At 46.2% G+C, this 18,610-nt stretch carries 12 protein-coding genes; 6 read left to right on the forward strand and 6 right to left on the reverse strand.

Going from position 1 to position 18,610, the window contains the following annotated elements; all coding sequences use genetic code 11:
* Nucleotides 1–77: 77 nt before the first annotated feature.
* A complete protein-coding gene (locus tag T497_RS0105665) occupies nt 78–1,328 on the reverse strand; it encodes a dockerin type I domain-containing protein (protein WP_028514782.1) in 1,251 nt (416 codons plus the stop codon).
* Nucleotides 1,329–1,718: 390 nt separating this feature from the next.
* On the opposite strand from T497_RS0105665, the gene T497_RS0105670 reads away from it, so the two are divergent.
* The 5 genes from T497_RS0105670 (at nt 1,719) to T497_RS15975 (ending at nt 11,642) form a co-directional block, all read left to right on the forward strand.
* Nucleotides 1,719–4,568, forward strand: a complete 2,850-nt coding sequence (locus T497_RS0105670) for a carbohydrate-binding protein (protein ID WP_037324514.1) — start codon at nt 1,719–1,721, stop codon at nt 4,566–4,568.
* A gap of 165 nt (nt 4,569–4,733) precedes the next feature.
* On the forward strand, nt 4,734–5,846 hold the full coding sequence (locus T497_RS0105675) for an SLC13 family permease (protein ID WP_037324515.1): 1,113 nt from the start codon (nt 4,734–4,736) through the stop codon (nt 5,844–5,846).
* A 566-nt stretch (nt 5,847–6,412) separates the two neighbouring features.
* On the forward strand, nt 6,413–8,443 hold the full coding sequence (locus T497_RS0105680; RefSeq protein ID WP_028514785.1) for a M13 family metallopeptidase: 2,031 nt from the start codon (nt 6,413–6,415) through the stop codon (nt 8,441–8,443).
* A 3-nt stretch (nt 8,444–8,446) separates the two neighbouring features.
* Nucleotides 8,447–10,903, forward strand: a complete 2,457-nt coding sequence (locus T497_RS0105685; RefSeq protein WP_028514786.1) for an ABC transporter permease — start codon at nt 8,447–8,449, stop codon at nt 10,901–10,903.
* A 13-nt stretch (nt 10,904–10,916) separates the two neighbouring features.
* On the forward strand, nt 10,917–11,642 hold the full coding sequence (locus T497_RS15975; protein WP_037324516.1) for an ABC transporter ATP-binding protein: 726 nt from the start codon (nt 10,917–10,919) through the stop codon (nt 11,640–11,642).
* A 20-nt stretch (nt 11,643–11,662) separates the two neighbouring features.
* Here the strand turns inward: T497_RS15975 and T497_RS0105695 are convergent, their stop codons facing one another.
* On the reverse strand, nt 11,663–12,229 hold the full coding sequence (locus tag T497_RS0105695; RefSeq protein ID WP_028514787.1) for a TetR/AcrR family transcriptional regulator: 567 nt from the start codon (nt 12,227–12,229) through the stop codon (nt 11,663–11,665).
* A gap of 125 nt (nt 12,230–12,354) precedes the next feature.
* Here T497_RS0105695 and T497_RS0105705 point away from each other — a divergent pair, with 125 nt between their 5' ends.
* Nucleotides 12,355–12,555, forward strand: a complete 201-nt coding sequence (locus T497_RS0105705; RefSeq protein WP_024859968.1) for a DUF1858 domain-containing protein — start codon at nt 12,355–12,357, stop codon at nt 12,553–12,555.
* A gap of 42 nt (nt 12,556–12,597) precedes the next feature.
* Here the strand turns inward: T497_RS0105705 and T497_RS0105710 are convergent, their stop codons facing one another.
* The 4 genes from T497_RS0105710 to thiC all read right to left on the reverse strand — a co-directional run bounded on the left by T497_RS0105710 (nt 12,598) and on the right by thiC (nt 18,608).
* A complete protein-coding gene (locus T497_RS0105710; protein ID WP_028514788.1) occupies nt 12,598–14,589 on the reverse strand; it encodes a hypothetical protein in 1,992 nt (663 codons plus the stop codon).
* 57 nt (nt 14,590–14,646) lie between these two features.
* Entirely contained in the window at nt 14,647–15,132 is a 486-nt protein-coding gene (locus T497_RS0105715) for a GtrA family protein (protein WP_028514789.1), read from the reverse strand.
* A complete protein-coding gene (locus T497_RS0105720; protein WP_028514790.1) occupies nt 15,132–16,691 on the reverse strand; it encodes an NAD(P)/FAD-dependent oxidoreductase in 1,560 nt (519 codons plus the stop codon). The genes T497_RS0105715 and T497_RS0105720 overlap by 1 nt, the downstream gene beginning before the upstream one ends.
* A gap of 603 nt (nt 16,692–17,294) precedes the next feature.
* Nucleotides 17,295–18,608, reverse strand: coding sequence for a phosphomethylpyrimidine synthase ThiC (gene thiC / locus T497_RS0105725; RefSeq protein ID WP_028514791.1), 1,314 nt, complete (start codon nt 18,606–18,608; stop codon nt 17,295–17,297).
* Nucleotides 18,609–18,610: the final 2 nt, after the last annotated feature.

The raw sequence follows: 18,610 nt of genomic DNA on the forward strand, positions 1-18,610 counted from the left end.
TACCATACATTTTAACTTCCTCAAAGAAAAGCACCGCAGCAATAGCTTAGCTGCGGTGTTTTTCGTATCATTTATTCTTACTTTGCGAGGAATTCCTCAAAGGTCTTTACTTTTTCCTTTGTTGTTGCTGTATAAGCATAGTAGGAAAGGATATTTGAGGCGTCAACTGCGTTTATCGTACCGTTTTTATCCACGTCTCCGGCAAGCTTCTGAGCTTCGTTGAATCCGCCGTCCTTTTTGGTGGATACCATTGCATAATAGCTGAGTACAGCTGAGGCGTCAACTGCGTCTATCTTGCTGTCGCTGTTTACATCTCCCAAGTTATAGCTCGGAGCGGTGTTGGTCTCGGCGAAGTCGTAGCTCTTTACGAGCCATCTGCCGTCTTCAGCAACAAGATTTATTCTGCCGTAGCCGTCCTTGTCGCTCTTTTCAGCGGTAGTTGCTGTAAATCCGTTTGCAGTAACATTTGAAACGGTCACGCCTTCGTTGATATTAAAGCTGTATGCTCCTCTTGCACCAATAGCGGCGTAAACAACATCGTCTTTTTCAACGAAACGGTCTTCAGCCTGCTTTATTAGGCTGTCGCGCAGCTCACCTGTGCATTGCTCGGTGATGTATTCCTTGAAAAGGTACATCGAGAAGCTCTGCATATTGTCGCTTGCTTTGCCGTATTTCTTGCCGTTGACTGTTATTGTATCCTTTGAATCAGCAGGAGCACCGTATGCGAGAGTTTCGAGTATGCTCTGCAGGTGGAACATTCTTACATATGCAGCGTCTGCAAGGTCTTCTGTGGATTTATTGACAGTGAAGTAGCCGAATTCATAGTCGTTGATCTTCCATTTGCCGTCTTCGAGGGCAAATGCAGCTCTGCCGTAATCATTCATCTCGTCGCTTTTCTGAGTTACGGCTCTGAATGACTTATCAGTCTGATCTGTGATGACAACGCCGTTGTCCGTAAGAAATGTATAGAAGAAACGTCCCGAGCTTCTTTTGTAAAGAGCGCCGTTTTCTTCCTTCAGGCAGTTTGCGCAGCTTGCGATAAACATTTCCTTGAGGTCGCCTGTGCAGGTGTCGGTGATAAATGCCTTTACGCTTGCGATAGTCTTGAAGCGTGAATCCTCGACCTTGACGAAGTCGTTCAGAGTGCTGTCAGCGCCGTCGGTAAGACTGAGGATAGTATTCATATCCTTGAGCTTTGCAACAGCTGTTTCGCTCACGCTGCTTGCTGCTGTTGATGCGGCTGTTGTCGTATCAGCTGCAAAAACTGCTGCTGCAGGCATAGTCGCAAAAAGAGTAAGTGCTGTGAGACAAGAAATCATTTTTTTCATACCCATTACCTCTTATTTCTATATTTTTCCGTGTTTTAAACACAGATTATATTATAAGGGATATTTTTTAAAAATGCAAGGGAAATGAATAATTTTTTTCATTTATTTTAAATTGACGAAAAAGCAGTTCCTGTTTTAGTAAAAATAACGGAGTATAGGAGGAAAATTTCCATGAAATGATAGGAAATTACCATAAAAATCATGATTTTTGTATTATAAATTGTGATGATATATTATAATAAAATTATGTTAAAATTAGTCTATCATGCACAAATGAGGTGAATGATAGCAGGGGAATTAAAATTGGCTTTTTCGGACTCAGCCTTAATAACAAGAAAACAGTCTTTTAGGCAAAGGCTGAGTTTGTTGAGCCGAAAAGGAGGAATACTTATGAATATGACAAAAAGAGCTTTAGCACTTGTTGTCAGCATGGCAGCTGCAATATCAGCGTTTGATATTGCAGTGCCCCAGAGTACAGCTACAGCGGCTGACGTGCAGGCTGTATTCTATGTTGCTCCCGACGGAAGCGACAGCGGTGACGGTTCTATCGGCTCGCCCTTTGCTACTCTCGAAAAGGCGCGAGACGAGGTGCGAAAGATAAACAGCTCGATGACAGGCGACATCGTTGTTTATCTCCGCGGAGGCGATTACCGTATCACAAAGCCCGTTGAGTTCGACACAAGGGACTCAGGCAAGGGCGATTACACCATACGCTATGAAGCGTATCAGGGAGAAACTCCCGTTATCAACGGAGCTACACAGGTCACAGGCTGGAAGAAGTACAACGACAAGCTGTGGGCTGCCCCTCTGGACAGAGACTATAAGCTCCGCAATCTCTACGTTAATGACCGCCGCGCCAATATGGGCAGCGTTCAGGTACAGGCAAAGGGCGGTTACGGTGATTACAATATAACAGCAGGTCAGGCAAGTTGGGCCTGGGTTTCTGGAAAAAAGAGCGACGGCATCAAGTATGATGCAGGCTCGCTGCCAAAGATAACCTCAAACTTTGATGACCTGGAGGTCGTAAACGGCACAACATGGAATGAGAATATTGTATGCTCCCGAAATATAAAGTACGAGGGAGGCAGCATGATACTCCTTATGCAGCAGCCTTACGGCGCTATCGCTCAGACTCCTGGTTGGGGCGCAGGCTTCACAACAGGCGGCACTCACACCATATACAATGCATTCTCATTCGTTGACAGCGAGGGCGAGTTCTTCTTCGACAAGACCGCCAAGATGCTGTACTACTATCCGAGAAACGGCGAGGATATGACAACAGCTGACGTTGAAGCTCCTGTTGCTGACGGTCTTATCAAGATTGCAGGTAAGTCCACATCAGACCGTGTATCGAATATAAGCTTCAGCGGCATTACCTTTGCCAATACGGATTATCAGCTCACAGATGTAGCAGGCTCTCACGGTAAAACTACCTGTCAGGCGGCACAGACCTACACTGCATTTGCTGATTCAAACTGGCACAACAAGAAATACGAAATGGTTGATACTCTGCCTGCTGCTATCCATATCACAAGCAGCAGCAACATCAAGCTCAAAGGCAATGTTGTTAAGCACACAGGTGCAGACGGTATCTCCATGACCAATGATGTTGTGGATTCTGAGGTCCGTGGAAACTTCGTTACCGACATCACCTCAAGCGGTATTACTGTCGGTCATCCGCAGCATATCTATATCGGGGACGCAGCAGGCAATAACAAGGAGAAATTTCCTAAGGGCGTTGAGGGCTTATGCAAAAACGACCTCATCACCGAGAATCTTCTCTATGATATAAGCGTTGTTCACGGCTTCGGCGGCTGTGCAGCCATTACTGCATACTTCGTTGACTCCGTGAAGATACTCAACAACACTATCGAAAAGACAGCATACAACGGTATCCACCTCGGCTGGGGCTGGTGCAACTTCAAGGACAGCACTACCTGCCGTGACAACCAGATATGCTACAACAGAGTTATAAACTCACTTAACCGTCTCCACGACAGCGGCGGTATCTACACTATCGGACAGATGCCCGGAACTATAATCAACGAGAACTACGTTCAGGGTATACCAGCAGGCGGTCCCGGCTGGCCTACATACGGTCTCCATAATGACGAGGGCACGGCTTACATCAAGGAGCTTGACAACGTCCTTGAAATAAGCCCTAACGTTACCTATACCATCAACTGTGAGGACTATGGTCAGAAACACGATCTCACTATCAAGCGCACATATGCTACAGTAAACAAAATGGGCAAGAATCCTCCCACAAGCGATATTGACACTCCTATCGTTGTTTCCGATAATGTGTGGCCATTCGCACAGTACAAGATATGCCTTAACTCTGGTATCGGCGATGACTACCGCAAGATGATGCCTACATGGCTGAAATCGGCTGCGGACTATGCATTCCCTGCAAGCTGTGCAACGACTTGCAGCAGCAAGCTCCCCATAAGAAAGGTAGACGGCACAGTATGGATAGCTCCCGACGGCACTACAAGCTTCAAGGCAGGCGCTGATATGACCAAGTCAAGGGGCACAGCAGGCACTATCAAGACTCCGTCCAAGGAGGGCGAGTACAGGATATACGTTCTTGACGCAAGCGGCAAGGTACTGAGCAAATCAGGACACCTCCTCCGACTCAAGGGCACAGGAAGCGCTGAGGCTGAGGGCGTTATCGAGGCTGAATCCTGCGATTACAAGTCGGGTATCGAAACTGAGACCTGCTCAGAGGGCGGCACAGACGTGGGCTACATCGAGGACGGCGACTATATCGGCTTCAAGAACATCGACCTTACAGGCGCAGATAAGGCAGACTTCCGTGTAGCTTCAAACGGCTCGGGCGGCAATATCGAGGTAAGACTTGACAGCGCTGACGGCAAGCTCATAGGCAAGGCAGAGGTCGGAAGCACAGGCGGCTGGCAGGACTGGACAACCAAGACCTGCACTATCGAGCCGACCTCAGGCAAGCATGATGTATATCTGGTATTCACAGGCGGAGAGAGCTACCTCTTTAATCTGAACTGGTGGAAGCCGAATACACCTGCCGCTGAAGTTATTCTCGGCGACCTTAACGGCGACGGAGTTGTTGACAGCTTCGATATGTGTCAGATGAGAAGAGCGGCAGTTGAGGGCGACGCAGAGCGCTTCGAGGCGGCTGATATCAATGCTGACGACGTTATCGACGGTGAAGACCTTGTATTGCTCAAGAAGTTCATTCTCGGCGAGATAAAGTCATTTTAAATAGTTTTATGAAAGGGCGGAGCTATCCGCCCTTTTCAATTAGGCAGCAATTTGTAAGCGATGTTTTAAAGCGGGCGACAGGACGTCATTGCTCAATAAATCTGTTGACGTCTGCCGAAAAACGTGGTATAATCAATAGGCATGAAAATTTGGAAGGACGGTTTTATGGAGAAGGTCTGGAAGTTTATAAAGGCACAGCCTGTACTGGTCATCGCGTTCATTCTTGCTGTGGCGACAATGTTCATCGTTCCGCCTGACAGGGGGTACATCGACTACTGCAACAGGACGGTGCTTATCGAGCTGTTCGCCCTTATGGCGGCTGTAGCGGGACTGCGCAGCATAGGCATATTCGACACGGTGACGAGAGTGATACTGCAAAAGACGGGTACAGTCCGCCGACTTGGCGCAGTGATGATACTCATATGCTTTTTCAGCGCAATGCTGGTCACCAACGACGTGGCTCTCATTACATTTGTACCGCTGACGCTTCTTATCTACAGCAATATCAAGGACGACAAGAGCCTTATCCTTACCATTGTTCTTGAATCGGCGGCGGCTAATCTGGGCAGCATGATGACTCCTGTCGGCAATCCGCAAAATCTTTTCCTTTACGATAAATACGGGCTCACGGCTATGACCTTTGTGAAAACCATGCTCCCCGTCGGAGCTCTTGGTCTTGCGGCGGTGCTTCTGTTGACACTGTTCCTGCCAAAGGACAAATGCGAAGCTCCAAAGCGCAGCGAAGCAAAGCTTCCTGTGATAAAGGCGGCAGTATATACGGGCGTATTCGTGTTGTGTATCGCGGCAGTATTCAGGCTCGTTCCAGACTGGGGGTGTCTAATAGCGGCAATAGCGGCGGCGCTTATCTGTGACGTGAAGCTTCTTCTGAAAATAGATTACATACTTCTTGCAACATTCGTCTGCTTCTTTGTTTTCGTAGGAAATATCGCTCGAATCGACGCGGTAAGCGAATTCTTCTCTGGAATACTTACAGGCAGGGAGCTGATAGTATCGGCGCTTCTTTCACAGGTTATCAGCAATGTTCCTTCGGCAGTAATGCTTGCGGAGTTCACGGACAACGGCACACAGCTCCTCCTTGGAGTTGATATCGGCGGCTTCGGAACTATCATCGCTTCAATGGCGAGTCTTATCGCATTTCAGATATACCGCGGCTCTGAAAGAGCTCAGACAGGCAAGTATATGGGCGTATTCACACTGGTGAACGTGACGCTTCTGGTGCTTCTGCTGGGAACACAGCTTATTATATCGCACGTATGAAAGTTGAGAGTTGAGAGCGTAAAGTTGAGAGTTATGGTTTCGCCTGCGGCGAATAATTAAAGTTCAAATAAAAACAGGCATAAAGAGTAACCATGATACTCATATAGAAGTTTTATAATTATTATTGAGAGAACCCCTTTTGAAAAAGGGGCTTCTCTCAAACTCTCTCCCTAAAACTTTAGTTTTGTTTTTTCACAGATAGGGCGCACCTGCATTTTTGCAGGTCTTTTTTTATTTAAGAAGCGCCCTATCTGCGAAAAAACCAGATAAAAGTCTTTGGAAAGGGGTATGGGGGAGAACCTTTCCTCAGAAAGGTTTCCCCCATAATTAACTGTAAGCTTCTATATAAGTGTTGCGGTTATCCTTTATGCCTGTTTTTATTGTTTCCTGTTTTTCAAAAATTTTCGTTAAATACTTGACAAGCTTGTTATCAATGTGTATAATGTATATATACACTTGCGTGGCGGTATCTGGCAAACAATAATTGACATCTGCTGCGTATTGATGTATAATTACTATTGCTGCATATTTATTTTATATGTCACAATAATTATTGGAGGATCAAAATGAAGAAAAAACACAGGCTGCTGCCGCTCCTGCTTGCCGGACTGCTGACGGTCAATGTCTGCGGCTGTTCCATGCAGGCTAATGACGATTCGTCAGGCAGCAAAAAGACCGAAGCAGAGGACTCAAAAGACGACGGGGATAAGTCCGAGGACAAGGATACCAAAAAGGAAAGACGCCCTCAGGACGATTTTTACGACTATATCAACTATGATAAGCTTATGAACATGGAGATATCTTACGGTGAATCTGCTGCATCATATTTCGCAGGTGAGGAGATACAAGATGTTATCGAGAATATGATAGTTGAGATAGGAAATTCAAACGAGAAGTTTGCCGACGGCTCAAATGAACAGCTTGTCCATGATCTTTACAAACAGGCTATTGACTACAAGGAAAACGACGATGTAGTAAAGACTATAATGGGCAACTGTGACAGGATACTTGCGGCAAAGGACATTCAGGAGCTTTTTAAGATATGGGGCGACCTTTGCACAAACTATGGCGCTCAGTCTATTTTTACTTTTAATATCGGAAGAGACTATACCGACGGAACCCGTTACTGTATCGAGCTTTACGGCGCAAATGATTTTCTTGGCACATCGCTAAAGGACATAATGGACGATTCAAGCAACTGCTCTGCGGCTAACGCTATTGCAAGAGATATGCACAGAGTAATGGGAGACGACTATGAGACTGCCGATGAAAAGGGCAAGCAAATGGTATATCTTGCGATCGATATTGCAAATGCAACTGATACCGAGCATAATATGACCTTAGATGAGATGCTTGCTACTCCAAAGAGCTCATTTGCCGAGCTTGACAGCATAATGAGCAATCTTGACGGCTCTGTTGTTGAGATGTTCCTGGGCGGCGCAGTAAGCAAAACAGACGGAGTTTACATATACGATCCCGACCAGCTCAAGGCTATAAACGACCTTATTACTGATGAAAACCTTGAAAAATGGCGTTCATACATATTTGCAGGCTATTTAAAGGAAATGGGTGCATATATTCCCGAAAGCAACTCTATCCTCAGGGATTACAATCCCGAGAGCAAGGAAAAGGACGAAAAGGTTGCGGCATTTTTGGTAGAGAATTACCTAAGAACTCCTATTAGCGAGCTCTATGCAGAGCGCTTTTATACTCCCGAGCTGGACAAGGGCATACATGACCTGTTCGACGAGATAATAGAAAGCTACGACGACCTTATCAACAAGGCTGACTGGCTGACTGCCGAGACAAGAAATGCTCTTCTTAAAAAGCTTCACGGGATAAAGCTTCTTACAACGCCTACGCCTCACAAGGTAGATCCAAAAGACGCAAAGGTCATAGGTGCTGATCTTTATCATTCAGTTATAAGTATCAAGAAAAAGCTCACAGATGACAAGATAGCAAAGCTTGACAAGGTGGTAAGCCTTGACGAGGTAGATATGTCTGCGGCTGATTTCAATGCTCAGTATCTGCCAAGCAACTGTATCAATATCACAGTGGCTATCATGCAGAAGCCTATGTTTGATCCAAAGGGCGATAATGCTGAGAATCTTGGCGCACTGGGCAGTGTCGTTGGACATGAGATAGGTCATGCCTTTGACTCTACCTGCATAAACTACAATGCTGACGGAAAGTACGATCCGAGCTGGATAAACGATACCGATAAACAGGTGCTCAAGGAGCGTGCAGACGCTCTTGCCGAGTACTACAGCAAGTTTACCATTATGGAGGTCTATCACGTAGACGGCAAACTCACCAACGGCGAGAACTATGCCGATCTCAGCGGTATCGAGTGCGTTACCAATCTTGTTGACGACGAGGAGGAGCTCAAGAAGCTCTTCAAGGCTTATGCTCAGGCATGGTGTACATTAATGGTGGATTCCGACGCTATAAGCTCACTTAAACTCGATCCCCACAGTCCTGCCAAGACCAGAGTCAATGCTGTCCTTGCTTCGAACAAAAAGTTCAATGAGGTATACGATCTGAAAGAGGGTGACGGAATGTACGTAGCTCCCGAGGAAAGGGTAAGCAGGTGGTAAGCGATGAGATTGGTATTTAAGCATTTATTCAAGAATATATGGGCGCATAAGCTCAGAACTGTCCTGCTCATACTTATTATAGCCGTGTGCAGCTTTACTGCAATGATAAGCTTTGATATGAGCGGCTCGCTGAACGGAATGATAAAGGGCGTATTATCAAATACCCTTGGAACCTCGGATATTGAGGTGGAGACAAAGTCTCCTGTAGACGACAGCTTCGGTGAGGGTGCTCCCGACTGTAATATTATAAAAATGGCTGTAATGGGCAGCGCATTTGACAGACATATTGATTTTGACAGCTCATATGTAAACCGTTCAATGATATCAGTATTCGGCTTTGAAGAGGATACAGCCAAGAAGATGAGCCTTATCCGCGAGGGAACAGACCTCAGCGGCAAAAAGGCGGCTATTTCCGAGAGCTTTGCCGACGAATTCGGATACAAGGTCGGTGACAAGATAGTTTTCCACGGCGAGCAGGATAAGCCTGTAGAGTTTACCGTGGGAAGCATCGAAAAGAAGCAGGGTATCTTCAATATGGGCGAGATAGCCGTTATCAGCTATGAGGATATGAAGGAGCTTACTCTCAGCGGCGAGCTTGAAATAACAGACGTTCTCATTGACGTCAAGGACGACGCCCGTGTAGCCGAAGCCGAGAAGTTCTTCAAGAAAAAGTATCCTACAGCTGAGGTAACGAATTTCCTTGAAAGCAAGGAAGTGACCGACGCTATCAAAAGCGTAACAAGATTATTTGTTGTGCTTTTTGCAGTATGTATGCTTCTTGTTATCTTTGTAACTATTTCCGTTTCCGAGCGTATGATAGTAGATAAGATGTCAGTTGTAGGAACATTCCGAAGCCTTGGTATCTCAGCTAAGAAGACTACTTTTGCTCTCATGTTCGAGAACGCACTGTACGGTCTTGTAGGCAGTATCATAGGTATCATAGCTTACTGTCTTATCAAGAAGCCTTTCTTTGACAGCGCTTTCGTGATAGGCGGTACTGACGCTATCAAGCCTCCCGTGCCTATGCCGAAGTGGTATCTTATCGCGGCAGTTATTATCGGCGCAATGCTCATCGAGTGCCTTTGCCCCATAAAGGAGGCTATAAAGGCGATAAAAACTCCTATCCGCGATATTATCTTCAATACAAAGGAAACAGAATACCGTCCAAGCAGAGTATTTACTGTAATAGGCATTATCCTTTTGGCAGTATCTGTTGTGACATTCTTCTTCAAGGACAGCTTCGTGCTCAGTATGACCTGCTTTGTTTGCTTTATTGCAAGCGTTGCAATGCTTTTCAACTATGTGGAGAGAGGTATCGCAGGACTTCTTGCAAAGCTCTTTGCAAAGCGCAATTTCCCTATCGCACACCTTGCGGCAGTAGAGGCAGGCAACAAAAAGAGCACCGTAGGAAGCTCGGTACTGTGCGTAACAGCTGCTGCACTTGCTATCGTTATCTATATTTTCTCAAATTCACTTGCTTCAATGTACGACCACGCAGCATTCAACTGTGATGTTATCTGTACTCTCAGCGGCTGCAAATCCGACCTGTTATCCTATGTCGAGCAGCTTGACGGAGTTGACAAGGTAGAATACTTCTATCTTACCGTTGATAATCTCAAGCTTGACAACGAAAAGGTTGACTGCTATGTTTACGGCTTCAACAATGAGGGAGCAGAGCTTTTATCTGCATTTGACCTTGACGCTGACCATCTTGAAAAGGACGAGGTCTGCCTCGACAGAATGCTCATGAAAAAGTATGGCTATAAAGAGGGCGACAAGGTAAAGATAACCTTTATGGATAAGGGCTATCTTCCTATCGTAAGAGAGTTCACTATCAAGGCTAAGGTCAAGATAGACTATATGGCAGCAACAGGAACCTCCGTTATCGTAAGCGAGGAAGTATACAAGGAGATATACAACGACTTCCCGCAGTTCATGCTTGTGCGCGGCGATGACGCAAAGGCTCTTAAAAAGACCATACAGGATCATTCGGGAGACTTTATACAGATAGCCTACACAAAGAGCGAATATGACCTTAATATCGCCCTTACAAGAGCTGCAATAAAGATGATACTCAATATCCTTATTCTCATTGGCGTAGGACTTACCTTTGCGGGAGTTGTAAGCAATCAGCTTATCGGACTTGAGGGCAGAAAGCGTGAGTGCGCTGTAATGACCTCGGTGGCTATGCCGAGAAAAAAGCTTTCAAAGATGTTCCTCATCGAAAATATGATATCCTCGGGAACAGCGCTTCTGTTCGCAGTGCCTGTGGGAATATTCATGTCCTATGAATTTGGCAGGATAATGGACATTCTGGAGCAGGTAATGCCTGTCCGCATACCTGTGATCAAGTGCATATTCTATGCGATATTCCTGTTTGCGGTATTCACACTGGTATCGCTTTTCCCCATAAGAGCACTGAAGAAAATGGACGTAGTTTCACAGCTGAAATACGAATAAAGGAGAGAGTACAATGGCAAATGTAATAGAAGTAAACAATGTATATAAAGCATTCGGCAAGGGCGAGAGCATGACAAAGGTACTGTCAGGAGCTTCGCTGAGCGTTGAAAAGGGCGAGTTCGTATCACTTATGGGAGCTTCGGGAAGCGGCAAATCTACGCTTCTGTATCTCATAGGCGGACTTGACAGATACTTCAACGGAACGATCAATGTGTGCGGAAACGACATCGGCAAGATGAAGGAGAAAGACCTTTCAAAGATGAGACTTGATAAGATAGGCTTTATCTTCCAGTTCTACAATCTTGTCCAGAATCTCAACGTTGAGGACAATATCCTTCTTCCATCAAGCGTAAAGGGCAAGAGCAAGGCTGAGATGAAAGATCAGCTCGACGAGATACTCCGTATAACAGGACTTACCGAAAAGCGCAAGGCAAAGCCCTCAGAGCTTTCGGGCGGTCAGCAGCAGAGAGTAGCTATCGCAAGAGCAGTCATCGGCAATCCCGAGATAATCCTTGCAGACGAGCCCACAGGTAACCTTGACTCAAATGCAGGCGCCGAGATAATGAAGCTGTTCTCTGAGATAAACAAGGAGAAAGGCATAACTATCCTTCAGGTAACACACTCCCACAAGTGTGCTTCATACGGCGACAGGATAATCGAGCTGGTAAACGGCAGAACAGATATACAGTCTGATGAAAACGCAGAAGCTCCCGTACAGGAAACTGTTGCTGCTCAGTAATACATAAGAAAAAGGACGTCTCAGACGTCCTTTTTTTTGCTGTAATTCTTGAAATACAGTCCTCCGAAGAGACTGAACATCAGCCTTGTGAGAAATGCTACGTCAGCCTTGCTGCCCTGAAGAACATAGTTCTTTGCTATGCTGTTCATGCCGCTGGCTATGAAGTCCACGATAAATACGCGGTCATCGTCGGAAACGTCCCCGATGAAATGCTCGCATTCAAGGAGCGACTTATACTGTACATCATAGAGAAAGTGTATCATATCGTTTCGCACCAGAAGCTCTATGATATGGCTGTTATCCACGATATATCTGCTGTAGCCCTCGCAGAATGAGCGAAATGCCGCAGAATGACAGGTAGGGGAGTTTTTATCGGGAAGAAAGCAGCAGTTATGGCTCAGCTCATATACTACGACGTTTTCCTTTGTGCCGAAAAGTGAATAGAAGGTCTGGCGTGATACCTGAGCCTCGCGGCAGAGGTCACTTACGCTTATATCATTGAATGGCATTGTTTCAAGAAGCCGCAGAAGCGCTTCTGAGATAAGCTTCTGAGACAGGAGAGCGGATTTATTGCTGCCTTTATACATGGACAAAATACCTCGCTTTGTAAAAGTTGACGGTAGCTCCTTGACAAATGTCAAAGACTATGATAATATTATAACAACAGGCTGGACATTTGTCAAGCCCTGAATAAAAAAACGGAGGTCACAATATGGCACAGGTTACAAAGGAAACAAAGATAGGCGAGCTTCTCCAGCTTGATAAGGACGTATCACCAATTCTTTTCAGTATCGGAATGCACTGCCTCGGATGTCCTGCATCACAGGGCGAGTCCATCGAGGAAGCAGCAATGGTCCACGGAGTAAACGCAGACGAGCTTGTAAACGCTATCAACCAGAAGCTTGCTGAATAATAGCATATAAAATCAATGGCACCCTTTCGGGTGCCATTTTCGTTATGGAGTAACTATATTGTGGTCGTATACCAGCAGATTGAAATCAGTTCCGTTGATATTTCTATAAGCTGTACGTATCGGCTCATGGTACATCGGGAAGTCTGAGAGATTCATCTGATCCATTTCGTAGCCTGAAAGAAGCAGGAAGTATTCGCCCTGCTCAGGATCAGTCTCATACCATCTCTTAGAGGATTGATAGTGACGCATGAATACGCCTCTTTCGTTTACGTCTACATCGCTTACCTTTATGCTCTCGCCTGTGATAACAGTTACCGAGTTAGCATTCCAGAAAGTAGCATAGCCTCTGTTTACGCCTTCGTCCTCAAGGAAATCAGCGATCATATACTGAGTATTGTGTTTGTACTCGTCCTTCTTCATCTTTCTGACGTCGTTGCAGTGGAGCACTCCTGCCATGAATATAGGCACGAAGAGTATTACAGTAATTCTCGAAACATCTGCGCTTCTTGTGACAGACCATGAAAGGAAGAGTATGCTTACTATAAGGGCAGTGCCTATCATAGGGATAATACGCCAGTCTGCTGCTGCAAGAACACCGAAAACATATCCCATGATGTTTACAGCTGTAACAGCCCAGTGCATCCATATCCAGATACGTAGCATCTTAGCTCTGCGGTCATCGCCGAACTTCTTGTAATAGCAGGTAGCGATTACAGGGATAACAGCGATAAGGACAGCAGCCATAAGGAATATCATATTCGGGATACCCTCTTCGCTTGTGAACTTTACATACTGTAAGCTCTTTACGCCGAGAAGTCTCATCCATGCAAACGGGAGATTATGGAAATGCTCCAGCCATTCCTCCATAGGTGAGAAGTTTGAATTTGCATCCTGATAGCCTGCTGTCATGCCTCCGAGGAGCTTGTTGTTTATAGCGTTTCCTGCGACAGCCATACCGAGGAATACCACACATCTGAAAGCAACGGAAAATGTCTTGCCGCTGAGTATCGGGTGCTTGGTGTTCACGAACTGCTCTGCGAAGATAGCTCCTGCGAATGGGAGAGCAAACAGAGTAAAGCCTGTGATGCCGTCTGTACCTGTAAGAAGCATGAATAAGCAGATACAGAGGAAGATAACGAGCTTGTGGATAATTGTCTTTTTATTGTTCTTGCCGTCTTTTTTGAGGGTTCTTGCCTTGCTGCTGACAGTAAGGTATCGGAAATACATGAATGCGCCTATTACAAGGAAGAGGATACCTAAGCTGTAGTAAATGGTATGTCCCCAGAATATCTCTCTCATTTTCTGAGTAGAAAGCGTAATGGAAAGGAAAATAGCCGTTGCTACAAGTGACATGGGATAGCTGCCTGTCATCTCATGTATCATGAATACAAGGAATACAGTCAGCAGTACAAAGAAGCACATCATGCCGACGATATGCGCGGTCATTGAGAGTCCGAAGAAGTGGAGCAGGGGATACATGATAGTGCTTGTGCTGAACGGCAGGAAGCAGGCATAGCTGAACTCCTGATCGTATACATGACCGCTCTCTGCGGTAGCGTTAGCCCACATGATAGTATCTGTGCAGTCTGCGTGGAACTCTGCTTTCTGAGCAGTAGTTACGTAGTATATAGTAACGCATACAGCTCCGAGGAAAATGACGCCTGCGACTACCCAGATGATTATCTTGCTGAGCAGGTCGAAGTGATACTTCTCACGGAGAGAAACAGGAGCCTTTTCAGCTTCCTCAGCTTCGTTGCTTTCCTCAGTTTTTTCCTCCTCGGCTACTTTTTCGTCAGCCTTTTCGGGAGCTTCCTCGGCTTCATCTGCCTTTTCGTCGGAGTCCTCGGTAAGGTCGAGGATATTCTCGGTTGCGTCAGCTGCGTCTTCTGTAAGGTCTATGACGTCGGAAGCAGTCTCCTCAGCGGTTTCTGCCGCCTTTTCAGCATTTTCACTGACCTCCTGTGCAGCTTCGGCAGCCTTTTTAACAGCGTCTTCTGTGTTTTCTGCGGCGCTGTTTTTATTATTTTTTGACAATGATATCAACTCCTTAGAATTTTATAGGCGGATACTATCCGCCTATAATAATTAATTTCAGTTCTTGTCTTCCTTTTTGGTATAAAGGAGTATTTTTCTTGCGAAGAAGTTCCAGAGGAACGATACCGCAGTTGAAACTACCTTTGCGATTATCTGGAAGAGGCTTGTTGTATCGCCAAGCCATATCTCGAAAAGCTTTGTAATGCCAATGGTTATGAGAAGTCCCACAACACCGATAGCGGCAAAGCTGATAAACTCAACAAACTTGTTCTCTACCTTTGAGTTTTTGAATATCCAGAATGTGCTTATAACATAGTTTACTGCAAGACCTGCGATAAATGACAGGGAATTGGCTATCCAGCCGAATTCTTTCTGTTCTCCGAAAGCAAATCTGAACAGTATATAGGATAATGCGAAGTCAACGACAAATGCAAGTCCGCCGACGAAAAGGTAGCGGAAGAACTGTATCAGCGTATTATCCGTATCACCGACAAACAGCTTCTTGAACTGCTTGTCGCGGAATATCTGCTTAATCTCGTCCATTACTTCTGCTTCTCCTCGTGATATTCCTTTTCGGTATTAACGTTCCAGATAGCAGACTTGTCTGTGCTGCCGTTCTTGATAGCCTTTACAGCCTCAAAGGAGGTTACCATAGAGTGGTCGATATTGTTGTATCTGTGCTGACCGTTACGTCCTACACAGAAAAGGTTCGGGATAGTATCGAGGTAGCTGATGAGCTTGTCCATTTCTTCGTATGTATCGAAGTAAGCAGGATAAGCCTTCTTAACCTTTTCCATATGCGTGTCGATGACCTCGTCTGCGCTGTCGATAAGACCGAGCTTTACCATTTCCTTAACGCAGAAGTCAGAGAACTGCTCCTCAGTCATGTTCCAGAACTTGTCGCCCTCTGTTACGAAGTACTCAAGACCTACCCATACAGTATGTCCGAGGTCCTTTACCATGTAAGGAGACCAGTTGTTGTATATCTGGAAACGTCCCATTTTAACACGTCTGTCCTGAACGTAAACCCAGCAGTCAGGCACGATGTTGCCCACAGTCTTCATAGTAGTCTTGTTCTTGAGCTTGAGCTTGGGAACGAGAACACCGAGTGTCATGTAGTCACGGTAGGGAAGTCCTGCTGCGATACGTGAAGCGTCCTCGGGAACATCGTTCATTCCAGCAACGAGGTCCTTTACAGGCATTGATGAGATAACAACGTCGCCGCTGAGCTCAACTTCCTGACCGTCCTTGATGTATGTAACACCTGTGAGAACGTTGTCGGAGTTCTTGTGAAGCTTCTTGACAGCAGCCTCCATGATGATGTGACCGCCAAGCTTCTGAACCTCGTCAGCAGTTACCTCCCAGAGCTGTCCGGGACCGAGCTTAGGGTACTTGAATTCCTCGATAAGAGATGTATTTACCTTACGGTTCTTTACCTTGAAGAGCTTTCCGAAGAAGTCCTTGATGATACCTACGATAGAGAGTCCCTTTGTACGCTGAGCGCCCCATGAAGCGTCTATCTCGCTGGGGTGTCTGCCCCAGAGATTCTCGGTGTAGTACTCGAAGAACATGGAGTAGAGCTCCTTACCGAAGCAGTTGATGTAGAAGTTTTCAAGATTTGTCTCAGGGCGCTTGTGGATAGCAGCCTTGAGGTAGCTGAAGCCGACCTTCATTGTTGTGAAGAATCCGAAGTTCTTGATAGTTTCGGGCTTCAGTGAAACAGGGTAATCATAGAACTTGTCGTTGAAAAGGATACGTGAAACTCTGCGTCTCTTGAGCATTACGCGGTTTTCCTTCTGAGGATCGGGACCGCCTGCTTCAACGTTTACGTGTCTTTTGAGGAATTTGTCGTCCGATGACGGCGAGCCCTGCATAGGAAGCATATTGCTCCACCACTGATTTACCTCGGGGATCTTGGAGAAGAAGCGGTGACCGCCCATATCCATACGGTTGCCCTTGTAGTTTACAGTTTTGGAGATACCGCCGATAGCGGTAGTTTCCTCAAGGACGGTAACGTCGTACTCTCCCGAGCCGTCCTTCAGAAGCTCATATGCAGCGGTAAGACCGGCAGGTCCTGCGCCGATGATAATGACTTTTTTCATGATGTATTACCTTTTCCCTTCCACGGAGCGGTGAGCTCCGAAAAATGCTTTATAATAATTAGACGTATGGGAAAGAAAAAACTCTCACCATTCCGAGAAATTTTTTTCTTTTATTCAAATAAGTAAAATTAGCCATACTATAAAGTACATTATATCACATATAAAAATAATAATCAAGAGAAACGACGAATTTTTCGGCTCTGTCCAAAAAAAGTGCATAATTAACAGGAGTGCACAGTCTGATTTGTGCATATATACAAAATTGTCAGAACTAAGAGCTAAGAACTAAGAGCTAAGAACTAAGACTGTAGGGGCGGCGTTTCGCCGCCCGTCAGGGGACGCCCTCAATTGCAGGGCGTCCCTCTCCCGAAAACAATTCACTGGATTGTTTTCGGGATTCACCCTTGCGGAGCGCCTTCGTATCATGGGCTCTGCCCAAACCCGCCAGAGGCTCTGCCTCTGGACTCCGCCTAAGGAACACGTCCCTTAGGAATCCCGTTCATACTATCAGCGAGTAAATTCGGAGTAGATATTTCTACTTACTAATCACTTTGCACTAATCACTAATAACTAAAAAGGCGCACATGAAGTGCGCCTTGGATATTACTTTTCAGTGCAGAACTCGACCTTTTCGCCGTTGAGTATCATATTTGTAGTTCTTACGGCGCACATCTTGCCGCACATTGAGCAGGTGTGTCTGTCAGCAGGGGGAGTGCTCTCGAAGTATGCGCGAGCCTTTTCGCCGTCAACAGCTATCTCGAACATCTTGTCCCAGTCAACTGCGTGACGAGCCTCAGCCATAGCGTTGTCGCGGTCTGTAGCGTGTGGTATGCCCTTTGCGATATCAGCTGCGTGAGCTGCGATAAGGCTTGCTATGATACCCTCCTTAACGTCGTTTGTATCAGGCAGGCGAAGGTGCTCGGCAGGAGTAACATAGCAGAGGAAGTCTGCACCGCTTGCAGCTGCAATAGCACCGCCGATAGCAGATGTGATGTGGTCATAGCCGGGGAATATGTCAGTTACAAGAGGTCCGAGAACATAGAAGGGAGCGTTGTGGCAGATACGCTTCTGTATCTTCATATTTGCAGCTATCTCGTTCATTGCCATGTGACCGGGACCTTCGACCATTACCTGAACGTCCTTTGCCCATGCTCTTTCCGTAAGAGCGCCAAGCTCAATAAGCTCGGATATCTGACCTGCGTCTGTAGAGTCGTCGATACAGCCCGGGCGGAGTGCGTCACCGAGGGAGATAGTGCAGTCAAATTCGCGGAGAATGTCGAGAACTTCGTCGTAATGCTCGTAGAACGGGTTCTCGTTGCCTGTCATCATCATCCATGCGAAGAGCAGTGAGCCGCCGCGTGAGACGATGTTCATTTTGCGTCCCTCTCTGCGGAAAGCCTCAACAGCACGGCGATTGATACCTGCATGGATAGTCATGAAGTCAACGCCCTCTTCCGCGTGAGCACGTACAACTCTGAGGAAGTCCTCTGCGGTTATTTCGAGGAGGTCCTTTTCAAGGTAGCCGATAGCGTCGTACATAGGAACAGTACCTATCATAGCAGGAGCTTTTTCGATAAGAGCCTTTCTGAAAGTGTTTGTCTTGCCGTAGTTGGAGAGGTCCATGATAGCCTCAGCGCCGAATTTCAGCGCCATGTCCACCTTTTCCATTTCCACGTCGTAGTTCTTGGCGTCACCTGAGATACCGAGGTTTACGTTTATCTTGGTTCGCATTTTAGTACCGATACCCTCTGGGGATATGGACTTGTGGTTGATGTTGCAGGGGATACAAACCTCGCCCTTTGCAACGAGAGCGCGGAGCTCCTCGGGTGTGATATATTCTTTCTTGGCAACTACTTCCATTTCGGGAGTTATGATACCCTTTTTAGCTGCTTCCATCTGTGTATGATAATTTCTCATAA

Origin of the sequence: Ruminococcus flavefaciens MA2007, from assembly GCF_000621845.1 — a bacterium.
Taxonomy (GTDB): Bacteria; Bacillota; Clostridia; order Oscillospirales; family Ruminococcaceae; genus Ruminococcus; species Ruminococcus flavefaciens_E.

Bases quoted from the DNA above. Each gene is read 5' to 3' on its own strand.
- T497_RS0105705 (WP_024859968.1), top strand. From the start codon at position 12,355: ATGGCACAGGTTACAAAGGAAACAAAGATAGGCGAGCTTCTCCAGCTT.
- thiC (WP_028514791.1), bottom strand. From the start codon at position 18,608: ATGAGAAATTATCATACACAGATGGAAGCAGCTAAAAAGGGTATCATA.
- T497_RS0105715 (WP_028514789.1), bottom strand. From the start codon at position 15,132: ATGGACGAGATTAAGCAGATATTCCGCGACAAGCAGTTCAAGAAGCTG.
- T497_RS0105665 (WP_028514782.1), bottom strand. From the start codon at position 1,328: ATGAAAAAAATGATTTCTTGTCTCACAGCACTTACTCTTTTTGCGACT.
- T497_RS0105685 (WP_028514786.1), top strand. From the start codon at position 8,447: ATGAGATTGGTATTTAAGCATTTATTCAAGAATATATGGGCGCATAAG.
- T497_RS0105675 (WP_037324515.1), top strand. From the start codon at position 4,734: ATGGAGAAGGTCTGGAAGTTTATAAAGGCACAGCCTGTACTGGTCATC.
- T497_RS15975 (WP_037324516.1), top strand. From the start codon at position 10,917: ATGGCAAATGTAATAGAAGTAAACAATGTATATAAAGCATTCGGCAAG.
- T497_RS0105720 (WP_028514790.1), bottom strand. From the start codon at position 16,691: ATGAAAAAAGTCATTATCATCGGCGCAGGACCTGCCGGTCTTACCGCT.
- T497_RS0105670 (WP_037324514.1), top strand. From the start codon at position 1,719: ATGAATATGACAAAAAGAGCTTTAGCACTTGTTGTCAGCATGGCAGCT.
- T497_RS0105680 (WP_028514785.1), top strand. From the start codon at position 6,413: ATGAAGAAAAAACACAGGCTGCTGCCGCTCCTGCTTGCCGGACTGCTG.
- T497_RS0105695 (WP_028514787.1), bottom strand. From the start codon at position 12,229: ATGTATAAAGGCAGCAATAAATCCGCTCTCCTGTCTCAGAAGCTTATC.